We start from the raw sequence: 15,552 nt of genomic DNA on the forward strand, positions 1-15,552 counted from the left end.
CCGGCTCACCCTTTCAGCAGCATGTCCCGGATGACATGCGCGACTCCATGCTCGTTGTTGCTCAGCGTAACGGCGTCCGCCGCTTCCTTGACCGCCGCTTGGGCATTGCCCATGGCGACGCCGAGTCCGGCCTGGCGGATCGCCTCGATATCGTTGAGGCTGTCTCCGACAGCGACGGCCTGGGACATCTCGATGCCGAGAACGCCGCACAGCTCGCGGATGGCGGTCGCCTTGTTCACTCCGGCGGGATTGAGCTCGAGGTTCCACGGAGACGAGTTGGTGATCTCCATCGAGCCCCAGCTCTCGACCTCGCGGCGGATCTCCTCGCGGATGGAGTCGTTCTCGGTATGGTAGCCGAATTTGAGCCAGTGGAAATCATCGTAGCCGTCCGCCGGCTCGATCCACTTTTCCTTGTTGAAGACGCCCTCGACGGAGTATCCCCAGAACCAGGGCTCCGCATGCTGGACGGCAAGCCTGTGCAGACGCTTGATCTCCGAGGCGTTCATGAGCGTCCTCCGGTAGAGCACATGGGGCTTGCTCCAGATCTCGCTTCCGTTCACCGTAATCATCGGAGTGTCCAGCCCGAGCTGCTCCGCGAACGGCAAAGCCCCCTGGAAGCCCCTTCCGGTGGAGAAGCAGACGGTTATTCCCGCCTCCATTGCCCGGCGGATCCACTCCGCGTTCTCTTCGCTTATCGTCTGCTCGTCCGTCAGCAGCGTCCCGTCCATATCGAGGGCAAGCAGTTTGTAATCTCTCATATGTTCCTCCCTGCCAGATGGTGTTGCTTGATATTTTATCATATCGGACAAGGATTCCAAATGCGATTCAGCCGGCTGGATTCATTATACGCCCAGGCGCTGCGGCCGCGCGCCTGCCTATTTTGGCGCATCTGCATGGTATTTTGGCTACGAAGCCGCTCTTCCGGCGCCCGATCGATGGCAAAGCCGGCATCCGGCCGGCAGCCATCGATGAAGAAAGAGCGGAAGGAAAAGACGGAAGCCGCTCAGGCGGCTCCCTCCAGACTTCTCCGCCTCCGCCGCAGCTTCGCCGCCATCAGGCCATGCTTCGGCGACAGGACGAATGCAGCGGCGAACAATGCCGCGGCAGCGGCCACGATGCAGCCGGCGATGGAAGCGTCCAGCCATACCGCGAGCAGGAAGCCCAGCAACGTGGAGAGCACGCCGCACGCCGCGCTGATCGCGATCATTCTGCCGAGGCGGTCGGTGAGGAGATAGGCGGTGGACGGCGGGATGACGAGCAGTCCGACGACGAGAATCGCGCCTACGCTTTCGAAGGAGCTCACCGTCGTGATCGATACGAGGCCCATAAGCAAGTAATGGAACAGGGCGGCCGGAATGCCGAGCGCAGCCGCCAGCAGCGGATCGAACGCGCACAGCTTGAACTGCTTGTAGAACAGTCCGATGACGGCGAGGATCAGCGTCAGCGCTCCCCCGAGCAGCCATACGGAGCGCGGCCCGATGCCGACCCCGCCGATCTCGAGCGTATTCCAGGCCGCATATGCGATCTCCCCGTAGAGGACGCAGTCCAGGTCGAGGTCGACCTGCCGGGCGTTGAGACTGATAAGCACGACTCCGATCGCGAACAGCGACGTGAAGATGACGCCGATCGAGGCATCGCTCTGGATTCCCCGCTGGTTGAACCATTGGATGAGAAAGACGCACAGCAGCCCCATGAAGGCGGCGGCGATGAGCATCAGGATCGAATCCCTCGATCCGCTGAACATATAAGCGATGACGATTCCCGGCAGTACCGAATGGCTGATGGCATCTCCGATGAGAGCCATGCGGCGCAGGATGAGGAAGCAGCCCAGCACGGCGCAGCTCACGGCGGCCAGGGAGCCGGTCAGCAAAATCCAGAAGTCCATCATGTCAGCCCGCCTCCTTTGCCTTGCTTGCGGACGTTGCCGGCTCCAGGCTTCGCCGCATGCCCCTCCGGGTCAGCGAAGCGACAACGAGGCCCTTGCGGCTGCCGAAGGCGACGGATAAAAGAAAGATCGCCGCTGCCGCAAGCACGCTGACCGGGCCGGTCGGCAGCTGGCTCACTTGCGAGCTGATCCAGGCTCCCAGCAGGCCGCTGACAGCCCCGAACAGCCCCGACAGGAAGATCATCCGCCCGAGCCGCTCCGTCCAGAAGCGGGCCGATACGGCCGGGGTGATGAGCAGGGCGGCGACGAGCACGACGCCGACGGCCTGGATGCCGGCGACGACGGCCACGACGACGAGTCCCTGCATCAGAAAATCGAGCAGCCCCGTCGGGAATCCCGCTCCCTTGGCGAAGGCGGGATCGAACGAAAGAAGCTTGAACTCCTTGAAGAGCAGCGTGCATACGGTCGCCAGCAGCAGGCATACCCCCGCCATAAGCCGCACATCGCTGCCCACCATGGAAGCCGCCTGGCCGAACAGGAACTTGTCGAGGCCGCTCTGGCTCCCGTCTCCGCTGTGCTGGATCATCGTCAGCAGCACGATGCCGATGCCGAAAAACGAGGAAAGCACGATGCCCATCGCCGCATCCGCCTTGATGCGCGAGCGCGAGGTGATGAGCCGGATCGCCAGCGTGCCGGCAATGCCGGCCGCCACGGCGCCCAGCATGAATACCGGCAGCGACTTCACCCCCGTGAGCAGGAAAGCGACGCAGATGCCGGGAAGCGCCGTGTGGGCGATCGTATCGCCCATCAGGCTCTGCCGGCGCAAATAGGCGAAGCAGCCGATCATGCCGCTGCTCAGCCCGAGCAGCATGCAGCCGAGCGCGATCCAGCGCAGGTTCGGGTCGGAGGCCAGCGTCTCGATGGAAGCCCATAACCCGGTCATGGACGCGCGCCTCCCTGGAAGGTATGGACGGCATCCTGCCGCGGAGCGGGATCAGCCCGCCTTTCGCTGGCGGCTGCGGCAGCGCCTGCCCCGGCAAATCCGATCCGTCCTCCGTAGGTGCGATGGAGGTTCTCTTCCGTGAATGCCTTGGCGGTAGGGCCGAAAGCCTGGACCGTTACATTCAGGAGCAGGACGGAATCGAAATATTCCGGCACGGTCGCCAAATCGTGATGGACCACGATGACCGTCTTCCCGTCCGCGCGCAGCTTGCGGAGCAGCTGGACAATCGCTTTCTCGGTCGCAGCGTCGACGCCGGCGAACGGCTCATCCATGAAATAGAGATCCGCGTCCTGCGCCAGCGCCCTCGCCAGGAACACCCGCTGCTGCTGTCCGCCGGACAGCTCGCTGATCTGGCGCTCGGCGAACGCCTCCATGCCGACCCCCCTCAGGCACTCCAGAGCAAGGGCCCGCTCCTTGCGGCCGGGCCGGCGGAACCAGCCCAGCCGCCCGTACCGTCCCATCATGACGACATCGAGCGCATGCGTCGGAAAGTCCCAGTCGACCGACTCGCGCTGAGGCACGTAGCCGATCCGCCTGCGGGCGGCATCGATGGTTTCGCCGAATGCTCTCGCTTCTCCTCCGAGCGTCGGCGTAAGGCCGAGAACGCTCTTGATCAGCGTCGACTTGCCGGCTCCGTTCGGGCCGACGATGGCGACAAGCTCCCCTTCCGGAACCGCGAACGAAACGTCCCGCAGCACGGAACGGTTTCGGTAAGCCGTGCTCAGACCTGCCACTTCGAGGACGTTGCGTTTCCGCTTGCCGGCATCTTGAATGCCATTATCGGCTGCGATCTCTTCGTATGCGTTCATAATCCGTTCTCTCCCTTCAAAGCCTCTGCGATGGTGTCGACATTGTGGCGGAACATGCCGATATACGTTCCTTCCGGAGTTCCCTTCTCTCCGAGCGCGTCGGAGAACAGCTCGCCGCCGATGACGACCTTATGGCCCATCCGGCCGGCCCCTTCCATGACCGATTCGATCGATTTCCGGGGAACGCTCGATTCGACGAAGACGGCGGGAATGTTGTTGTCCACCAGAAAATCCCGCAGCGCGGCGACATCTCTCGATCCAAACTCCGATGCCGTGCTCATGCCCTGCAGACCCTTCACCTCCAGCCCGTAAGCCCGTCCGAAATAGCCGAAGGCGTCATGGGCGGTCACGAGCACCCGCTGCTGCTCCGGAATCGAAGCGAGCTTGGCGGACGCATACTGATGAAGGCTCCGCAGCTCCGCCAAATAAGCGTCGGCCCGCTCCTTATAAGCCTGGGCATGCTCCGGATCCTTCGCCGCAAACGTATCCCGGATCTTCTCCACCGCATGCATCCACAGCTCCGCATCGAACCAGACATGAGGATCCGGGCTGCCGGGCTGGGTCTCCATCACCTTTCCCTGCGGAATTCCGTCTGTGACGGCGACAACCGTCCGGGAGCGGCCGAGCTTATGCAGCACCTCGGTCATCTTTCCTTCGAGATGCAGACCTCCGTACAGGACGATGTCCGCTTGGTCGAGCTTGACCATATCCCCATGCGATGCCTTGTACAGATGGGGGTCTACGCCCGGTCCCATAAGCGCCGCCACGCGCACCCGGTCGCCGCCTACCGCCTGTGCCGCATCCGCGATCATTCCCGTCGTCGCCGTCACGGCCAGCTCGCCCCCGCTCTCGCCGGTTCCGGCATCGCCGGCGCCCGAACAGGCCTGGGCAAGCAAGAGCACGGACAGCAGCAAGCCTGTCAGAGCCAGCCTCTCCCATCTCCTTCTCCATCTTCCTGCCTTCAAATCCCTCTCCCCCTCGGCGGCCCAATCATGCCTCCGCAGATTCCTTCATTTCCTCAGTTGGTCTTATGACTTATTTTTTATAGTATACAATAAAGTTTCCATCGTGCAACATATTTTTATTCTAGCAAAAGATATTCCGGAAAATAAAAAAAGCACTCCCGAGGAGTGCTTGGATACGAAAAAACCTTTATCTATCAAGTCATTTTACGAATGCAAAAATGTTTACTTCCAAACCATTTCAGATCTTTCTGACATGGGTTTTGTCAAAGTCAGCCGAATCGAACCAATCGCCGGTCGAAGCCCAGGTCGCATCCAGCGGAATCCATTTGCCGCCTTCGTCCGCCAGCTTGACCTCATTCCAGGCATGGCTGCCGAACCCTCCGCGGCCGTCGGCTCCAAGCCCCGTCACGACCCGGACCTCCAGTCCCGCCGAACGGGCCATGACAGCGTACAGGCGGGCCGTATCGATGCATACGCCCTTCCGGGACTTGAACGTTTCCTCCGGCGTCTGCTCTTTCCATATGCCTTTGGACGTGTAATTGTCCGCTTTGTCCCAATCATAGGCGATCCGCTTGCCGAGCCATTCGTAGAGAAGCTCCGCCTTTTCCCGGTCGCTGCCTGCACCGGCAGCAACCTCCCTTGCGGCGTCTCCGATATCGGCCGGAATATTGGAGTCGATGATCTCGTATCTCCGCTGAAGAACCTGCTGGAACTCGCTGCCGACCGCTTCCGTAATGACCGGACCGCTGCCTGCGAGCAGCCCTCCGGCAACCGGCTGCAGCAGCTTGTCCGCTGCCTGGCGGTAGACCGGGGAGCTCTCGATGTTCCCGGCCAACGGAGCCGTTGGAAATACGGATACATAGAGAAACAGCAGGGCGAGAAGCACGAACGAGCGGCCGACCCCGTGCAGGCCGCCGATGACGGCTCCCGCGGCGCGGCTGCTTGAACGGCCGCTGCGGGCTTCTTCGACGCCTTCCTCTGCTTCGCGGGCAGGATAAGCCGCCGCTCCGAACGCTCTCCACGCAAGAGGCGTCAGGGTCGACAGCAGCAGGCGGAGCAGCGCATAGCCGATCAGGAACAAAACGCCGAAGCGAAGCAGAGGCAGGTCCCTCACGCTCGTAAGGAAAGTATACCAGGCCTGCTCCAGGCCGGCCATCTCCTTCTGCGGGAGATGGACATGGGCTTGAAGCCAGCGGCTGGCGGGAGAGGAGAGCAGCTGCGCCAGCTTGGCCGCGCCGGCCAGCGCCGCAATCAGCAGCACCCCTTCCCAGATGAAATGAAACAGCCGCTGCGAGGAATTCCTCGCCCCTCTTCCGAAGCCTTGAAGCAGGGAAACGGCGATGACAAGCAGCACGGCAAGCGATACCGGCTCCAGGTCAAGGAGCGGCTGGAGACTGTTCTGGATGATGGCCATAGACATGTGCATGCCCCCTCCCCTGTTGTCCTTTTACGGCGAAGTCCTATGCTTCGCTGCGGAAAGAGCGTCCGCTCTCTCCGCCATCGGCGTCTCTGAGGCTACTTACCCCGGGCGCCTTCGATCAGCGCCCTGATCGTGCCGTCGATGCTCCATGTTCCGAGCGGAGCCCCCTTGAACGATACATTCACCTTATCCTCGCCCTTTTTTCCTTTGAGCTCCAGATTGTCGGTCTTGACCGTGTAGGTGCCGTCGCCGTTGTCCATGTACTGGGCGCTGCCCGCTTCCCCGGCCATGGCGGTCACCGCCTGATCGCGGACCTTGCCTCCGAGACCCTTTAGATCCTGCAGGTTGTAGCCGCTGTACAGCACAAGGCCGATGACGATGACCGCCGCAAGCGCCCATTTCGCCACGGTCCGCACAATGCCGATGACCAGCAGCAGGATGACGAGTCCTACCGCGAGCACAAGCCAGTTCTCCTTGAAAAAAGTGCTCCATGTCTCATAATCGTAACCCAAGCTGTCCATGACGCGCCATGCCCCCTGTCGCATATCCGCGTTCCCCGGGCCGGTATCCGGCCCCGCGGTCAATAGTCCCATTATAACCGACGCTGCCGGGAGCGTAAACGCGGCCGCAGAGGCGGCGATAAAGCATATCCTGTCCCGCAAGGGCGTACAAGTAGTAAAGTCCTGAACAAGCCGAGTCCGCAAGCCTGAAGGAGGGCAACAACGTGAGAACCGCCATGTGGCTGTACCTGTTTTTATTCGTCGCCTTTTTCGATCTGCATGCCCAGTACCCCATCCTGACTCCGTACGCCGTCTCGCTGGGGGCCGCGCCTTCGTTCATCGGACTGATGATGGGCATGTACTCCCTCACCCATCTGCCGGGCAACATCATCGCCGGCTTCGGCATCGACCGCTTCGGCAGCCGCATGTTCATCGTCTTCAGCCTGCTCGGAGCCGGCGTCATCCTCCTGCTTCAGGCTCAGGTCGCAAATCCATGGCAGCTGCTCGTTCTCCGCTCGATCAGCGGTTTCGTCCTGGCCTTCCTGTCTCCTGCCTGCAGCGCCTTGCTGGCCAGAATGGCGGCGAACGCTCTCCAGCAGGGCAAGCTGATGAGCGGCAGCGGCTTTGTCCACACGCTCGCGTCGGTCGTCTCGCCCGCGGCGGGGGCCTTTCTCGTCGCCCGCATCGGCTTCTCCAGCGCCTTTTACCTGCTGGGCTGGATCTTGATCGGCACCAGCATCTGCGCGCTTCTGTTCATCCGCGACCGCAAGGAGTCGGCCGTGCTGCCGGCGGGACCGCGGTCCTTGAGCCACGCTCCGCCAAAGGCGGCGCTCGCTTCGGCGGCGGCCGTCCCTGCCGGCGACTCCGGCGGGTTCCCGTGGATCGTCTTCCTGCTTCCCGTCGCCATCAGCTGCTCGCAAGGAATTCTCAGCTTCGAGCTCCCGCTCATGTCCACCACTTCCGAGGGCATGATGCGTACCGGATGGCTGTTCTCGGTCGTAAGCGCGGGCGGCCTCATCACCTTGAGCATGCTGTTCCTGAACCGCATTCCGGCATTCCGCCGCACGCTTTGGGGCGCCCTGCTGCTGGCCATCGCCTATTTCGGCATCGCAGCCGGATTCAATGCCCCGCTCGTGTCGCTGCTTCTCGTCGTCGGCATGGCCAAAGGCGTCATCTTCCCCGCCCTCTCGACGCTGCTTATCGAGCTGAGCGGAAGCGAGCGGTACGGCCGCACGTTCTCGATCCTGTCGATCGCCTTCTCCATCGGAGCTTTCCTCGGGCCTATGATCGCCGGCCAGGTCCGGCATATCGTCTCGCCGTACTACATTTCCTTCGTCTTCCTCATGCTCGCTGTCGCCGTCCTTCCCTTCCACGGAGGGGGAGGCCGGAACCGGATTCCCGCAGCGCCATCCGCCCAATTGCCGAGAACTGGGTGAATGCACAGGGCGGGTACCATGCAGGGACATATACTGAACCATGTCTGACGGACCGCCAGCTCGTTGCCCGCGGGACGGCGGCCGGATGACCCCACCAAGCAGCAAAGGGGTGACCAATACAATGTCTTATGTCGAAGGTGCAGGTGTAGGCTGTGCTCCCGTAGGCGGAGCAGTGGGAGGAGTCTGGACTTCCACTGGCGCAATCCTCGTTCTGTTCATTCTGCTCGTTATCATCATCAGCAGCTTCTGCTTCTAATGACGATATGAGAACTGGTTTCCCGCTCTCATAAAACTTGAGGCCTGCCGAATTCGGCAGGCCTCCTTTTTTTGGGGCAAAGACAACCGGGCGGCGTTGAATAACCGGCGCTCCAAGGTTAATCTTAGTGGATAAGGAGGCGATTCCCGTGGAAGAAGCCGTCATCATCGTCGAGGGCAAAAACGACCGGAGCCGCCTCCGGCGCGTGCTGTCGGAAGAAGTTCCGATCCTGTGCACCTTCGGCACTCCGGGCTCGAAGCAGCTGGAGACGCTTCGCAAGCAGGCCGGCGGCAGCCAGGTCTACATCTTCACCGACAACGATTCTTCCGGCAGACGCATCCGCGGCATTCTGCGCGACGAGTTCCCGGACGCCGAGCATATCTATACCCGGCGCGGGTATCCCGGCGTCGAAGGAACACCCGAGGAATACCTGCTGGAGCAGCTTCTCAAGGCAGGCTTCGAGTCCGAGCTTATTTTCCCCGATGCGGGACCGGAGCCCCGCTGGTCCAAAGAGGACGGGCTCTAAGGAGCTTGGCTATGGCTGCAGGTCTTGCTTCTCCTTGCAGCAGCGCCGGCCTGCCGGCGCAGCCTTGCCTGCATCGCCAGCGGGCTCGCCATTGGCGCAGCTATGCTTTTGCTCTCTTTAAGCCGGACTCACGGTGCGGCCGGCTTTCCCTTGCCGCGCTGCCCAGCCAGCGCAGGCAAGCATTCTCCTGCCCCGCTGCCCAGCCAGCGAAGGCGGGCCGCCGCATCCGGAAAAGCGGCAGCGGTCGCCTTTGAAGCCGGGTTCCTACCGCGGTTTCCGCCAAGTTCAGAGGAACCTGGGTTCAACAGCGATTGGAGGAGCGGCGGCTTGCCGAGCGGCCTTGGGCGCAGCGAACTTGCCGGGCTTGAACACTTGAGCGCAGCGGGCTTGCCTTTCCCTGCGGCCAGCGCGGCCCAGCCGCACGGCCGGCTCGCTCCTGCCCGCTGCTTAGCCAGCGAAGGCGGGCCGCCGCATCCGGAAAAGCGGCAGCGGTCGCCTTTGAAGCCGGGTTCCTACCGCGGTATCCGCCAAGTTTAGAGGAACACGGGTTCAACAGCGATTGGAGGAGCGGCGGCTTGCCGAGCGGCCTTGAGCGCAGCGGGCTTGCCGGGCTTGAACACTTGAGCGCAGCGGGCTTGCCTTTCTCTGCGGCCAGCGCGGTCCAGCCGCATGGCCGGCTCGCTCCTGCCCCGCTGCCCAGCCAGCGAAGGCGGGCCGCCGCATCCGGAAAAGCGGCAGCGGTCGCCTTTGAAGCCGGGTTCCTACCGCGGTATCCGCCAAGTTCAGAGGAACACGGGTTCAACAGCGATTGGAGGAGCGGCGGCTTGCCGAGCGGCCTTGAGCGCAGCGAACTTGCCGGGCTTAAACACTTGAGCGAAGCGGGCTTGCCTTTCCCTGCGGCCAGCGCGGTCCAGCCGCACGGCCGGCTCGCTCCTGCCCGCTGCCCAGCCAGCGAAGGCGGGCCGCCGCATCCGGAAAAGCGGCAGCGGTCGCCTTTGAAGCCGGGTTCCTACCGCGGTATCCGCCAAGTTCAGAGGAACACGGGTTCAACAGCGATTGGAGGAGCGGCAGCTTGCCGAGCGGCCTTGAGCGCAGCGAACTTGCCGGACTTGAGCACTTGAGCGCAGCGGGCTTGCCGGGCTTGAGCACTTGAGCGCAGCGGGCTTGCCACAGCGGACGGAGCATTCAAGCTTTGGCGGCCGCTATATCTGAAGCAGAGCAATGACCGCCGTCACCGTGCCGATGCTCAATATCGTCGAGAACAGCACCGCCTGCGAAGAAAACTCCGGCTCGTTGTCGAATTCGACCGCCAGCAGAACGCTGCTGAGCGAAGTCGGCACCGCCGAGCTCACGATAAGCGCCTTGGCCGCGAGGCCGTCGATGCCAAGCAGCCAGACCGTCAAGGCGGCCAGCGCCGGGCCTGCCGCCAGGCGAAGCGCCAGGGAAAGCCCCAGATCCGCCGTCTTCCCCTTGCCGCTGCCGCGCTTCATGCTCCCGAGCTGCACGCCGAGCGTCAGCAGAGCCGTCCCGATAAAGGCATTCGCCACATAATCGAGCGGCGTCGCGAGATAGACCGGAATGCCGACGCCGAAGCCGCGCAGCGCAAAAGCGAGCGGAATCACATAAATGACCGGCTGCGACAGAATCGTGCGCCGGATGTCGCGGAAGCTGCTTTTATGCGCATTGACGCTGTAGATGCCGTATGTGTTCGGCAGCAGCGACTGCATCATCATGACGAGCACCTGAATCGACATCGTGAACGGATTCGCAGCGAAAGCCAGCTGGTTGAGCGGAATGCCGTAATTGGCGCTGTTGTAGAACAGCACGCTGTTGCGCATTGCCGCCTTCATGCCCCCCTGAAATCCCCTCAGTCGGATGACGATCTCCACAAGCGCGTACTGGAACGCCATGAATACGCCGAAAAACAGCAGCACCTGGCCGATCAGCGAAAACGGAATGTCGGTCGTATACAAAAGCTTGAAGATGACGGCCGGAGAAAAGAGATAAAAGTTCAGCTTCGACAGCGTGCGGATGTCGAGCACGAAAATCCGCTGCAGCACGACCCCGATCAGGATCATGACGCACAGCGGAATGATGTTATGCAGCAGAATCGAGCCGAGCAATGCCATGCGTGCCACTCCTTCCTTCAGGTCCAAAAAAAATTCCTGCAATTTCTTGCAGGAATGACAGACCCAGCGGCCTCTCGGAAGAGGCTTATTTTTTCAGCAGGCTTTTGACGGCTGTCACGATGGAATCCGCCTTTTGGTCCGGCGTCATCGATTGATCCATGCCGCCGGTAATGTATTTGCGGATATTGCCCTTTTTGTCGATCAGCGTGAACACGTCGTTATGGCTGTAATTGCCGTCGGCGTCCTTAAGCAGGGACAGGCCGTAATCCTTGACCAGCTTGGCGGTGGCGGCTTCGTCCGGATTGCGCAGGAACAGCCAGCCCGCCGGGTCGGCATGGAATTTGGAGGCGAAGGTCCGGATGGCTTCAGGCGTATCGCGCTCCGGATCGAAGGTGATGGACATCAGCTCCGCTTTGTCGCCGAACAGCCCTTCCTCCTTCAGCTTGTCCTGAACCTTGGACAGAATGAAAGTCGTAGCGGGACAGACGTCCGGGCAATGAGACCAGTAGAAATAAGCGACGCGGACTTTGCCGTCCGAATCGGCGAGCTTGACTTCCTTTCCGTCTTCCAAAGCGTTCTGAAGCGTGAACTCAGGCGCAGGGCTGTTTTGCGGAAAATTGACGGCCTGCGTGCTGTCGGCCCGGCTTGATACGAGCAGATAGATGCCCATGGCGGCGCAAAGCGCGAACAAGGCGATTTTGAAGGCATGCTTGCGGATGAATGGCAACGTTTACCTCTCCTCTTATGTAAGTAAAGCCTGTCCGGGCGGACAGGCATGTAAGACCATCAAGGCAGGATGCTGGAAATGAACGCCGCGCCAGGCTCTCTGTAAGTGTTGGCGATCATGAGCAGGAAAACGACAAGCAGGTAATTGACGGAAATAAGGAAATTGACCTTGGCCCATTTCTCGGTCTCCTGTTCGGTTTTTGCGCGCATGCCTGTCAAGGTGTGGGCGAACCAGATGACGGTAAGCAGCCCGGAAACCCACAGGAACCATTGGCCCGTGTAGCCATACGTGTAGAGCAGGATTACGGTCGGAATGAGCAGCAGCACATAAGGAATCATCTGCAGCTTGGTCCGCTTGATGCCTTTCACGACCGGCAGCAGCGGATAGCCCGCTGCGCGGTACTCCTCTACGCGGCGGATCGCCAGCGACCAGAAGTGGGCCGGCTGCCAGAGGAAGAGGAAGGCGAAGAGCAGCCAAGCCCCGGCATCCACTTGCCCGGTGACGGCGCAATAGCCGATAACCGGCGGCATCGCTCCGGACACGCCCCCGATGGACGTGCTCCAGGTCGAGCTCCGCTTGAGCCAGATCGTATAGATGACGATATAGACGAACCAGCCCAGCAGTCCCAGCCAGCCGGAAAGGACGTTCACAAGGGTAAACAGCACGGCAAGGCCGGCAATTCCGAGAATGATGCCGTAAGTAATGACGAATCCCGGCTTCAGCCGGCCTGTCGGCAGCGCGCGGTTGCGGGTCCGCTCCATCTTGAGGTCGAGCTCGCGGTCCCAGTAATTGTTAATGACGCAGGCCGAAGCCATCGTCAGAGAAGTTCCGATCAGCATCCATAGAAGCTTCAGCCAGTCGATGCTCCACTGGGAAGCTACCCAGAATCCGCCAAAAGCCGCGAAAGCGTTCATGCGTACGATTCCTGGCTTGGTAAGGGCAATCAAGTCTTTCCACACAGTCGTGCGCCTCCTGTTTTTGGAGCGCAAAAGCGCATTGCGCCTAAGGGCTTCAGTAGTCAACGGTACTAATGATACCGAAAATGAATGCTTGTGACAATGTAAGGAAAGGCAAGTTCATGAATTCGACATGCCAATGTAGACTATTTGTTGACGAATGCTGCCGGGTCTTGCCTCCCTGAGCTGGCCCCCGCTTTCATTTTCGAGTCGAAAACAGGCACATCTCGCGGTCCCCGGCATACAGTAAGGTGTGGTCAGGAGCCCAGGCGGGAGGGCACCGCAGCAACAGCAGGCCGCAGGCTCCCGCAAAAGGAGCGTGAACAGGAATAATGGCTGTCATCAAGACCAACGATGCGGACACCAAGCTGCTTGCCCGGCTGATGCGGGCGGAAGCGGAAGGCGAAGGCGAACTCGGCATGCTGATGGTGGGCAACGTCGGCGTCAACCGGGTACTCGGCAATTGCCTCGATTTCCGCAATATAAGGTCCATTCCGGACATGGTGTACCAGAGTCCCGGAGGATACGAGGCGGTCCAGAAGAGCTACTTCTATCAGAAGGCCAGGGACAAGGAAATTCGGCTCGCCAAACGCGTCATCGGCGGGGAGCGGCAGAATCCTGCCAGCAACGCGCTGTGGTTTTTCAGGCCGTCGGGAGATTGTCCCGATACCTGGTACAACCAAGGCAACACCGGGCGCTACAAAGCGCATTGCTTCTTCGCGCCGACCTCCAGCGACTGCCCGGACGTGTACTGACCGAAATCAAGCATCTATCCAGAGAGAGCGGGGAAACCTTTCATGTCGAATACTTATGACTTCGATTACTATCGTTCTTATGGCGCCTACGGCCATCCAGCCGTCGGCGGCGCCGGCACCGGCTACGGCCATCCTTCGGTCGGCGGCGCCGGCATGGGCTACGGCCATCCTTCCGTGGGCGGAGCGGCTGCGGGCTACGGCCAGCATGGCGTCGGCGGAGTCAATGCCGCCATGTACAGCCACGACGGCATGATGATTCCGGGAGCCGCCTTCATGCAAATGCCTCCGGGCGTGCCGAGCGGTTCCGTCATTACGCCTAACGCCGGAACGATCACAACCGTGCCGGCCCGCGAGGAATCGTATGTCGAGAACATCCTGCGCTTGAACCGCAGCAAGATGGCGACGTTCTATATGACGTATGAGAACAACAAGGAATGGAACGCCAAAATTTTCCGCGGCGTCATCGAGGCGGCAGGCCGCGACCATATCATTATCCGCGATCCCGCCACGAATATGCGTTATCTGCTCCTGACGCTGAATCTCGACTATGTCACCTTTGACGGCCCGATCGCCTACGAGTATCAGTTCCAAGGCCAGACGATCTCCAATCTGACGCCCGAGACGGAACGCTAAGCCAATGGCCGGCGTCCAAGCGACGGCTTGAACGTCCACGCATGGATGCGGGAACGCCCCCCGGCGACCATCCCGCCAATGCCAACCCATGGAGAACGCTCCGAGAGGCGTTCTTCTTGGCATGCCCGCGCTTCCTCCTCCGAGGCTGCCGGCCAAATTTCGACGAACAAATTCGGCTGATCCGTGCCTTCATAGAGAGATACAGGCACGCCGCCTTCTGCCAGCCGTCCGATCAAAGCCAGATAGTCCGCGCGGGCTTCCTCCTCGATGCGGTATTCAACCATCAAAGCATAGGCATTCATTCCGATTCCTCCTTGTAGCATCAAGTTTCTCCATCCTAGCATGACACGGGCCCTCAGCCCAAGCCCGACATAAGAAACCATCGACGAGGGCATAATGGAAAGACCGGAAGCGGGGGCGTCAAGGCCTTCTAGGCCGTCTGGGCCGCTTCCATAGCCATTTGAACTCTTCAGGAGGTGCTTGGACTGGATACAGGAACGCATCTGGTCGCCGGACTGGGACTCGCCGGGCTGTCGACCGTCGATCCGGCCGTCGCAGGAAACGCGAGTCTGTTCGCGGCCGTGATGGCGGGCACGATCATCGGCTCGCAGGCTCCGGATCTGGACGGCTTCCTTCGGCTCAAAAGCAATGCCGTCTACATCCGCAACCATCGCGGCGCCTCTCATTCCCTGCCCGCCGTCCTCATCTGGACGACGCTGATAACGGGAGCGATCGCTTGGGCTTATCAAGGCACGCTGCCTTGGCTGCATCTGGCCGGGTGGGTGCTGCTCGCGGTATCCGCCCATGTTTTCTCCGATTGCTTCAATACCTACGGCACCCAGGCGGCAAGGCCCTTTACGGACAAATGGATTTCGTGGAACATCATCCACATTTTCGATCCGACTATTTTTGCCGGCCATGCAATCGCCTTGCTGCTTTGGGCTTTCGGAATCTTCCAGCCGCAGCTCATCTTTCCGGTTCTGTATGGACTGCTCGTCGCTTATTACATCTGGAGAACGCAGGTCCATCGAAGCGTGGCCCGGAAGCTGCCGACGCTGGACGATTCCCATGCCGAAGGGGATGCCTATATTCTCATCCCGACGATAACGCTGAACAATTGGAATGTCGTCAAGCGGCTGGAAGACGGAAGCTTCATGATCGGCGACTTGCGCAAGGGCGAGCTCAAATGGTCCGGGAGCGCGCGCTGCATGGAGCATCCCGCGATCGACCAGTCGAAATTCGACGCATCCGTCAAAGCGTTCCTGTATTTCACCTCGTTCGCCTGCTCCGAGGTGCTGGAGCATTCGTACGGCTACGAGGTGCGATGGTTCGACGTGCGCTACCGCCACCGCAAGCAGTACCCGTTCGTAGCGGTCGTTCTGATGGACAAGGATTACGCCACGCTCGGCTCCTATGTCGGATGGCTGAGCGACGAAAGGCTGCAGAAGAGGCTGCGCATGAACACCTACTGAGCCTGCTTCCATTAAAAGAGCATCCCGAAGCGGTTGACCGCAGAAGCCCCTTGCTTCACAATAAGAGGGGCTTTTTTAAT

At 61.0% G+C, this 15,552-nt stretch carries 17 protein-coding genes; 5 read left to right on the plus strand and 12 right to left on the minus strand.

Annotation, left to right across the window (positions count from 1 at the left end; translation table 11 throughout):
- Window positions 1-5: 5 nt before the first annotated feature.
- The 7 genes from VE23_RS10680 to VE23_RS10710 all read right to left on the minus strand — a co-directional run bounded on the left by VE23_RS10680 (window position 6) and on the right by VE23_RS10710 (window position 6,603).
- Window positions 6-758, minus strand: a complete 753-nt coding sequence (locus VE23_RS10680) for a Cof-type HAD-IIB family hydrolase (protein WP_048744976.1) — start codon at window positions 756-758, stop codon at window positions 6-8.
- Between the two features lie 245 nt (window positions 759-1,003).
- The gene (locus VE23_RS10685) at window positions 1,004-1,888 is read right to left on the minus strand and encodes a metal ABC transporter permease (protein ID WP_021882441.1); all 885 of its coding nucleotides are present in this window, start codon (window positions 1,886-1,888) and stop codon (window positions 1,004-1,006) included.
- Between the two features lies 1 nt (window position 1,889).
- Window positions 1,890-2,828, minus strand: a complete 939-nt coding sequence (locus VE23_RS10690; protein ID WP_049867956.1) for a metal ABC transporter permease — start codon at window positions 2,826-2,828, stop codon at window positions 1,890-1,892.
- Window positions 2,825-3,697 carry a metal ABC transporter ATP-binding protein gene (locus VE23_RS10695; protein ID WP_083436270.1) on the minus strand — a complete coding sequence of 291 codons (873 nt, stop codon included), beginning with the start codon at window positions 3,695-3,697 and terminating at the stop codon, window positions 2,825-2,827. The genes VE23_RS10690 and VE23_RS10695 overlap by 4 nt, the downstream gene beginning before the upstream one ends.
- Window positions 3,694-4,662 carry a metal ABC transporter solute-binding protein, Zn/Mn family gene (locus tag VE23_RS10700; RefSeq protein ID WP_048744974.1) on the minus strand — a complete coding sequence of 323 codons (969 nt, stop codon included), beginning with the start codon at window positions 4,660-4,662 and terminating at the stop codon, window positions 3,694-3,696. The genes VE23_RS10695 and VE23_RS10700 overlap by 4 nt, the downstream gene beginning before the upstream one ends.
- Window positions 4,663-4,900: 238 nt before the next feature.
- The gene (locus VE23_RS10705; protein WP_232316877.1) at window positions 4,901-6,082 is read right to left on the minus strand and encodes a transglutaminase domain-containing protein; all 1,182 of its coding nucleotides are present in this window, start codon (window positions 6,080-6,082) and stop codon (window positions 4,901-4,903) included.
- A 95-nt stretch (window positions 6,083-6,177) separates the two neighbouring features.
- Window positions 6,178-6,603: a hypothetical protein gene (locus tag VE23_RS10710; RefSeq protein WP_048744973.1), complete on the minus strand. Its 426-nt coding sequence runs from the start codon at window positions 6,601-6,603 to the stop codon at window positions 6,178-6,180.
- Between the two features lie 203 nt (window positions 6,604-6,806).
- Between VE23_RS10710 and VE23_RS10715 the strand changes: the two genes are divergently transcribed.
- Together VE23_RS10715 and VE23_RS10720 are read left to right on the plus strand one after the other, a co-directional pair.
- Window positions 6,807-8,018 carry an MFS transporter gene (locus VE23_RS10715; RefSeq protein ID WP_048744972.1) on the plus strand — a complete coding sequence of 404 codons (1,212 nt, stop codon included), beginning with the start codon at window positions 6,807-6,809 and terminating at the stop codon, window positions 8,016-8,018.
- 404 nt (window positions 8,019-8,422) lie between these two features.
- Window positions 8,423-8,800: a toprim domain-containing protein gene (locus tag VE23_RS10720; protein WP_048744971.1), complete on the plus strand. Its 378-nt coding sequence runs from the start codon at window positions 8,423-8,425 to the stop codon at window positions 8,798-8,800.
- Between the two features lie 533 nt (window positions 8,801-9,333).
- Here VE23_RS10720 and VE23_RS26465 read toward each other — a convergent pair.
- The 4 genes from VE23_RS26465 to cyoE all read right to left on the minus strand — a co-directional run bounded on the left by VE23_RS26465 (window position 9,334) and on the right by cyoE (window position 12,615).
- Window positions 9,334-9,471: a hypothetical protein gene (locus VE23_RS26465; RefSeq protein WP_157053939.1), complete on the minus strand. Its 138-nt coding sequence runs from the start codon at window positions 9,469-9,471 to the stop codon at window positions 9,334-9,336.
- A gap of 531 nt (window positions 9,472-10,002) precedes the next feature.
- Entirely contained in the window at window positions 10,003-10,929 is a 927-nt protein-coding gene (locus VE23_RS10740) for an AEC family transporter (RefSeq protein ID WP_049867960.1), read from the minus strand.
- A gap of 85 nt (window positions 10,930-11,014) precedes the next feature.
- Window positions 11,015-11,656 (minus strand): SCO family protein, encoded by a 642-nt coding sequence (locus VE23_RS10745; RefSeq protein WP_021880871.1) that lies wholly within the window; start codon window positions 11,654-11,656, stop codon window positions 11,015-11,017.
- A gap of 59 nt (window positions 11,657-11,715) precedes the next feature.
- The gene (cyoE, locus tag VE23_RS10750; protein WP_232313340.1) at window positions 11,716-12,615 is read right to left on the minus strand and encodes a heme o synthase; all 900 of its coding nucleotides are present in this window, start codon (window positions 12,613-12,615) and stop codon (window positions 11,716-11,718) included.
- Window positions 12,616-12,944: 329 nt separating this feature from the next.
- Here cyoE and VE23_RS10755 point away from each other — a divergent pair, with 329 nt between their 5' ends.
- Both VE23_RS10755 and gerQ read left to right on the plus strand, forming a co-directional pair.
- Window positions 12,945-13,367, plus strand: a complete 423-nt coding sequence (locus tag VE23_RS10755; RefSeq protein WP_048749727.1) for a cell wall hydrolase — start codon at window positions 12,945-12,947, stop codon at window positions 13,365-13,367.
- Between the two features lie 42 nt (window positions 13,368-13,409).
- Window positions 13,410-14,000, plus strand: coding sequence for a spore coat protein GerQ (gene gerQ / locus VE23_RS10760; RefSeq protein WP_084781391.1), 591 nt, complete (start codon window positions 13,410-13,412; stop codon window positions 13,998-14,000).
- Here the strand turns inward: gerQ and VE23_RS10765 are convergent.
- The gene (locus VE23_RS10765) at window positions 13,997-14,302 is read right to left on the minus strand and encodes a hypothetical protein (RefSeq protein WP_069202456.1); all 306 of its coding nucleotides are present in this window, start codon (window positions 14,300-14,302) and stop codon (window positions 13,997-13,999) included. The genes gerQ and VE23_RS10765 overlap by 4 nt on opposite strands.
- Window positions 14,303-14,485: 183 nt before the next feature.
- Here VE23_RS10765 and VE23_RS10770 point away from each other — a divergent pair, with 183 nt between their 5' ends.
- The gene (locus VE23_RS10770; protein WP_048747341.1) at window positions 14,486-15,472 is read left to right on the plus strand and encodes a metal-dependent hydrolase; all 987 of its coding nucleotides are present in this window, start codon (window positions 14,486-14,488) and stop codon (window positions 15,470-15,472) included.
- Window positions 15,473-15,552 lie beyond the last annotated feature (80 nt).

The organism is Paenibacillus sp. D9 (assembly GCF_001188365.1).
GTDB lineage: Bacteria > Bacillota > Bacilli > Paenibacillales > Paenibacillaceae > Paenibacillus_O > Paenibacillus_O humicus.

Coding starts and splice junctions, on each gene's coding strand:
- VE23_RS10680 (WP_048744976.1), bottom strand. CDS start 758: ATGAGAGATTACAAACTGCTTGCCCTCGATATGGACGGGACGCTGCTG.
- VE23_RS10685 (WP_021882441.1), bottom strand. CDS start 1,888: ATGATGGACTTCTGGATTTTGCTGACCGGCTCCCTGGCCGCCGTGAGC.
- VE23_RS10690 (WP_049867956.1), bottom strand. CDS start 2,828: ATGACCGGGTTATGGGCTTCCATCGAGACGCTGGCCTCCGACCCGAAC.
- VE23_RS10695 (WP_083436270.1), bottom strand. CDS start 3,697: ATGAACGCATACGAAGAGATCGCAGCCGATAATGGCATTCAAGATGCC.
- VE23_RS10705 (WP_232316877.1), bottom strand. CDS start 6,082: ATGTCTATGGCCATCATCCAGAACAGTCTCCAGCCGCTCCTTGACCTG.
- VE23_RS10710 (WP_048744973.1), bottom strand. CDS start 6,603: ATGGACAGCTTGGGTTACGATTATGAGACATGGAGCACTTTTTTCAAG.
- VE23_RS26465 (WP_157053939.1), bottom strand. CDS start 9,471: ATGCGGCTGGACCGCGCTGGCCGCAGAGAAAGGCAAGCCCGCTGCGCT.
- VE23_RS10740 (WP_049867960.1), bottom strand. CDS start 10,929: ATGGCATTGCTCGGCTCGATTCTGCTGCATAACATCATTCCGCTGTGC.
- VE23_RS10755 (WP_048749727.1), top strand. CDS start 12,945: ATGGCTGTCATCAAGACCAACGATGCGGACACCAAGCTGCTTGCCCGG.
- gerQ (WP_084781391.1), top strand. CDS start 13,410: ATGTCGAATACTTATGACTTCGATTACTATCGTTCTTATGGCGCCTAC.
- VE23_RS10765 (WP_069202456.1), bottom strand. CDS start 14,302: ATGAATGCCTATGCTTTGATGGTTGAATACCGCATCGAGGAGGAAGCC.